Raw genomic sequence first — 4,809 nt, 5'->3', positions numbered from 1 at the left:
GACGCGATCGTGTCTGGCTTCAAGGTCAGCGCGCCCGCCCCGGCCGCTCCCCCGGCGCCAGCTACCCCGGCCGCCCCGGCACCGGCGCCGGCACCGGGTTTGCCCCAGCTCCTGGGCCTGCAGGGCTGAGCCGCCGGGACCCGGCCCGAGCTCGCAACTTCGGTCGGCGCCTCGTATTGTGTGGCCCATGCTGATCGCCGCGCTGCTGTGTTTGAGCGCCGCCGTCATCGTCGGCGTGTTCGGGCTGTGGTTGTTGACCAGACCTCGCACCGGTGATCCCGTGCGCTCCGTGTTGAGGGCCGTGGCCCCGACCCAACTGGCCGCCGCGGTGATGCTGGCCGCCGGCGGCGCCGCCGCCCTGGCCGCCGCACCTCATACCGGCCTGATGGTCGTCATGGTGTGCATCATCGGCGCGGTGGCCACGGTGGCCGCCGGTTGCTGGCAGAGCGCCAAGGCGGTCGCGGCCGCGGAGGCCGCCACCGCCTCGGGCGCGGGCTGCGCCGGCTCGGCGTGCGCCAGCTGCACGTTGTCCTGTAAGTGACGGACGGCGAGTAACTCCGGCTAGTTGCGGCTGACGTCGATCGGGTGCGTCGCCAACATCGACATCGGCAACGGCTGCCTACGCAACACGCGTCCCCACAGATCGATCCGGGGCTCGGTCAGCACATCCGAGGGCAGCGCCGAGAGCACGATCCAATCGTCGCGCTCGATCTCGCCGTCCAACTGGCCGATGGTCCACCCCGAGTATCCGGCGAAAATCCGCACGCCCTCGATGGCCGGCGCCAGGGTGTCCGGATCGGCGTCGAGATCGACCATCACCACCCGGCCCTGCACGTGCCGCAGCCCGGGAACACCGTCGGCCTGCATGCCGACCCGCAGCGTCGCCAGGCACAGCGCCGAGTCTCGCTTGACCGGACCGCCGATGAACATGGTCTTGGGTTTGGCGGTGAGCTTCGCCCACTGCGGCAGCACGTTGTAGACCGCGGTCTCGCTGGGCCGGTTCAACACCACACCGAGGGTCCCGCCGGCATTGTGCTCGACGATGTAGATGACGCTTCGCCGGAAAGTCGGCTCCAGCAGATCGGTATTGGCCAGCAACAGCGTGCCCGGCCGTACCCGATGCGCCGCAGGCGCGACGAAATCCTCCGGATCTTCTGACTGCGCCACGCCTACATCATGGCACCGCGACCGCCGTGACGTGGCGAACAAGCCCGGGCGCGGTCGGATTTCGGCGCAGCTTTGTATCTCGAGGGAGTTTGTACTGTGGATCGGGTGGTTCATGCTCGCGCGCTCCGTGCCCTCTGGCGCTCGTTGCGAGGTATGACCGAGTTCCGCCGATTGCTCGAGTTGCGCGCGGTCAGCCAGTTCGCCGATGGCCTGTTCCAGGCTGGGCTCGCCGGCGCGATCCTGTTCAACCCGGAACGACAGGCCGAACCGTGGCAGATCGCGATGGCGTTCGCGGTGATGTTCCTGCCGTACTCGGTGCTCGGCCCGTTCGCCGGGGCCCTGCTCGACCGCTGGGACCGCCGCCTGGTGCTCATCGGGGCCAATGCGGGCCGGCTGCTGATCGTGTTCCTGGTGGCCGCGCTGCTGGCCTTCGGCGCGGGCGACGTGCCCATCCTGTGCTGTGCCCTGATCGTCAACGGGTTCACCCGGTTCGTCTCGTCGGGCCTGTCGGCCTCACTTCCCGACGTGGTGCCCCGCGACCGCGTGGTGACGATGAACTCGGTGGCGACCGCGGTCGGTGCGCTCGCAGCGTTCCTCGGCGCGGACTTCATGCTGGTGCCGCGCAAGCTGTTCGGGGCCGATGACTCCGGTGCGTCCGTGGTCATGGTCATCGTCGCGGTGCCCGTCGCGCTGGCGTTGTGGTTGTCGGTACGGTTCGGCGAGCACGTGCTGGGCCCGCACGAGAGCAAGCGCTCGATTCACGGCTCGGTGGCCTACGCGGTGGCGACGGGCTGGGTGCACGGTGCCCGCACGGTGATCTCCGTGCCGCCCGTCGCGGGCACCCTGGCCGGCTTGGCCGCGCACCGCATGGCCTTCGGCATCAACTCGCTGCTGGTCCTGGTGATCGTGCGGCACACCGACAATCCCGACGTCACCGGACTGGGCCTGGGCAGTGCCGTGTTGTTCATGGCCGCGGGCGGCACCGGACAGTTCATCGCCACCGTGGCCGCCCCCGCGGTGATCGGCCGGTTCGGCCGCTACGCCACCGCAAACGGCGCGCTGGCCTTCGCGGCGGCCATCCAGCTCGTGGCGATCGGGCTGCACGTCCCGGTGATGGTGACGTGCGGCCTGCTGCTCGGCGCGGCCGGCCAGTTGGTGAAGCTATGCGCGGACTCGGCGATGCAGATCGACGTCGACGACGCCCTGCGCGGCCACGTGTTCACCGTGCAGGACGCGCTGTTCTGGATCTCGTTCGTCACCGCGATCGCGGCGGCGGCCACGGTGATTCCCGCCGACGGGCACTCGCCCGCCCTGGTCGCCGCCGGGGTGGTGGCCTACCTCGTCGGGCTCGGCCTGNCCCGCCGAGCTGGACGTGACCGCGCACGGCGAGGACGCCGCAAAGTGGCTCACCATCGCGCAGGCCTTCGCCGGGCCGCCGGGGGCAGGCCGGGGCTGAGCGCACGCTCGTGACGGCGCGGGCTCAGGACACCGAATCGGCCCGCCCGTCGCCATCGGTGTCGGCCAGCAACAGATCCCACCGGCCGTCGCCGTCGGTGTCGACGTGAGCCCGCTCGCCGGCCAGCGCCCGATCCGCCAGACCGTCGCCGTCGACATCGAGCAACCGGTCATCGACCGCGCCGTCGCCGTCGAAGTCAACCAGCGGCCCACCCAGCTGTTCGGCCCCGTCCAGCCCGAACCACCGGACCTGGCCGGATCGGTCCACGCTCACCGCCCAGGTGCCCGAACCGTCGTCGGTGAAGTAACTTTCGGCCCGGCCGTCGTCATCGGAGTCCAGCACCGCATGTTCGGCGAGGCCGTCGGCATCCAGATCGGCCATCACATCGTCCATCCGGCCGTCCCCGTCGACATCCAGGCCGAGACCGTCGAAGCTGCCGTCGCCGTCCAAGTCCACATCGGGCGTCCCGGTGAAGATAGCCGCGGTCCCGTCGGGCTCACCCAGGCAATAGTCCATGACTGATCAGACGCACGATCAGCTCCTGGCGTTCCACCATTTCAACAATTCGTCGATCGCCTGCTCGCGGGACAGCGGGCCGTGCTCAAGCCGCAACTCCTTGAGGTACTTCCAGGCCTGGCCGACCTGCGGGCCGGCCGGGATGCCGAGGATCTCCATGATCTCGTTGCCGTCGAGGTCCGGCCGGACCCGTTGCAGGTCCTCCTTGGCCGCCAGTTCGGCGATCCGCTTCTCCAGATCGTCGTAGTTGGCCTGCAACCGCGCGGCCCGGCGCTTGTTGCGGGTGGTGCAGTCGGCACGCACGAGCTTGTGCAGCCGGCTCAGCAACGGACCGGCATCGGTCACGTAGCGGCGCACCGCCGAATCCGTCCACTTTCCGGCGCCCTTGTCGTCCGCGTAGCCGTGGAAGCGCAGATGCAGATAGACCAGCTGCGACACGTCGTCGACCATCTGCTTGGAGTACTTGAGCGCCCGCATCCGCTTGCGGGTCATCTTCGCGCCGACCACCTCGTGGTGGTGGAAGCTCACCCCGCCGTCGGATTCGTGCTTGCGGGTGGCGGGCTTGCCGATGTCGTGCAGCAGGGCGGCCCAGCGCAACACTAGATCGGGACCCTCGTCTTCGAGGTCGACGGCCTGGCGCAACACCGTCAGCGAATGCCAGTACACGTCCTTGTGCTGATGGTGCTCGTCGATGGCCATCCGCATCTCGCCGACCTCAGGCAACACCACCTCGCCGAGGCCGGTCTGCACCATCAAGTCGACACCGGCCACCGGATCGGCGCCCAGCAGGAGTTTGTCCAGTTCGGCGGCCACCCGCTCGACGGTGATGCGCTGCAGCTGCGGCGCCATCTCCAGTAGGGCCTCGAGCACCCGCGGCGCGACCCCGAAGCCCAGTTGGGAGACGAAGCGGGCCGCGCGCAGCATGCGCAGCGGATCGTCGCCGAACGACACCTCCGGCGCCGATGGCGTATCGAGCACCTTGGCCTGGATCGCCGCCAAACCGCCCAGCGGATCATGGAATTCGGCCGGACCGTCGGCAGTGATGCGCACCGCCATGGCGTTGACGGTGAAATCCCGGCGCACCAGGTCGTCGTCGAGGTTGTCACCGAACTCGACCGTCGGGTTCCGCGACACCTGGTCATAGCTGTCGGCCCGGAAGGTGGTGATCTCCAGCCGGTCCGGACCCTTGCCGACCCCGAGCGTGCCGAAGTCGATCCCGGTGTCCCACAACGCATCGGCCCACGGCCGCAGGAACTTCAGCATCTGCTCCGGGCGGGCGTCCGTGGTGAAATCGAGGTCACTGTGCTCGGTCAACCGGCCCAGCAGCGCGTCACGCACGCTGCCGCCCACCAGATAGAGGTCATGGCCCGCGGCAGCGAACACCGCGCCGAGCCCGCGCAGCACCTCGGCGCGGTGGTTCAGCGCGACCAGTGCGCCGGCCAGCAATTCGGCATCAGTAACAGCAGCATCGGACACGTTCGATGAGCCTAATGCTCGCGGTGTGGTCACAACCGGCGAGTGCGGCAGGAGGCCAACCCCATGGCAGCTACTATCGCTTGGGTGTCGGACGGCGAACAGGCCAAACCACGACGGCGCCGCAGTCGGCGTCGTGGCCGTCGTCGTGCACAGCGGGCGGCGGGCCCGCCCGCCGGCGATCAGGGCAGTGATGC

General features: G+C 69.4%; 4 protein-coding genes and 2 pseudogenes. 3 read left to right on the top strand and 3 right to left on the bottom strand.

Going from position 1 to position 4,809, the window contains the following annotated elements; genetic code table 11:
* Positions 1-187 precede the first annotated feature (187 nt).
* Positions 188-541, top strand: coding sequence for a hypothetical protein (locus BN4332_RS23145; protein WP_066901840.1), 354 nt, complete (start codon positions 188-190; stop codon positions 539-541).
* Positions 542-561: 20 nt separating this feature from the next.
* Here BN4332_RS23145 and BN4332_RS23140 read toward each other — a convergent pair whose 3' ends face one another.
* Positions 562-1,167, bottom strand: a complete 606-nt coding sequence (locus BN4332_RS23140; RefSeq protein WP_066901839.1) for a YqgE/AlgH family protein — start codon at positions 1,165-1,167, stop codon at positions 562-564.
* A 105-nt stretch (positions 1,168-1,272) separates the two neighbouring features.
* On the opposite strand from BN4332_RS23140, the pseudogene BN4332_RS23135 reads away from it, so the two are divergent.
* Both BN4332_RS23135 and BN4332_RS35095 read left to right on the top strand, forming a co-directional pair.
* Positions 1,273-2,541 (top strand): annotated as a pseudogene (locus tag BN4332_RS23135) (MFS transporter); the annotation flags it as partial.
* A pseudogene (locus BN4332_RS35095) lies at positions 2,528-2,623 on the top strand (wyosine base formation domain-containing protein); the annotation flags it as partial. The pseudogenes BN4332_RS23135 and BN4332_RS35095, both read left to right, overlap by 14 nt.
* Before the next feature lie 24 nt (positions 2,624-2,647).
* Here the strand turns inward: BN4332_RS35095 and BN4332_RS23125 are convergent.
* Both BN4332_RS23125 and BN4332_RS23120 read right to left on the bottom strand, forming a co-directional pair.
* Positions 2,648-3,139 carry a pullulanase gene (locus BN4332_RS23125; protein WP_066901838.1) on the bottom strand — a complete coding sequence of 164 codons (492 nt, stop codon included), beginning with the start codon at positions 3,137-3,139 and terminating at the stop codon, positions 2,648-2,650.
* 18 nt (positions 3,140-3,157) lie between these two features.
* On the bottom strand, positions 3,158-4,615 hold the full coding sequence (locus BN4332_RS23120; protein WP_066901837.1) for a CCA tRNA nucleotidyltransferase: 1,458 nt from the start codon (positions 4,613-4,615) through the stop codon (positions 3,158-3,160).
* Positions 4,616-4,809: the final 194 nt, after the last annotated feature.

Origin of the sequence: Mycolicibacterium houstonense, assembly GCF_900078665.2 — a bacterium.
Classification (GTDB): Bacteria; Actinomycetota; Actinomycetes; order Mycobacteriales; family Mycobacteriaceae; genus Mycobacterium; species Mycobacterium houstonense.
This window is presented reverse-complemented; position numbering and strand designations above follow the sequence as displayed.